The organism is Flavonifractor sp. DFI.6.63 (genome assembly GCF_024462255.1).
Classification (GTDB): Bacteria; Bacillota; Clostridia; order Oscillospirales; family Oscillospiraceae; genus Lawsonibacter_A; species Lawsonibacter_A hominis.
Window position 1 is genome coordinate 1 of sequence record NZ_JANGBE010000093.1, and the last position, 385, is coordinate 385.

A 385-nucleotide genomic window follows, 5' to 3' on the forward strand; every position below is an offset into this window, starting at 1 on the left:
TTCTTCCACAGTTTTAAGGAATTCATTAGTAATTTCAACATTATTGTGGCATACCTGACGATAACTTTCCATGAATGCTTTTTCTATGGCTTCTTCTTCAATCCCTTTACTATGCGGACAATACTTCTTTCCGTTTTTAGTAGCATTGACACACTGCCATATAACTTTTGTATACTCTGAACTCGAATGCCAATTTCTTCTTGAAAGATTATGACCACAAAATCCACATTCAAGCATACTGCTAAAAGCATATTTTCTTGAATACTTTTCTCTCTTACCGCCATTATTAGCAACGGTATTTCTGTTTTTTGACCTTCTTAATCTAATACCTTGAGCTTTTTCAAAATCTTCTTCCGAAATGATTGGCTCGTGATGGTTCTCTATA

Annotated in this window: 1 protein-coding gene; it reads right to left on the reverse strand. The window is 34.3% G+C overall.

The genetic code is table 11. From position 1 onward, the window contains the following. The coding region (locus NE547_RS18035) for a recombinase zinc beta ribbon domain-containing protein (protein ID WP_256176629.1) at positions 1 to 385 on the reverse strand (385 nt) is incomplete at both ends.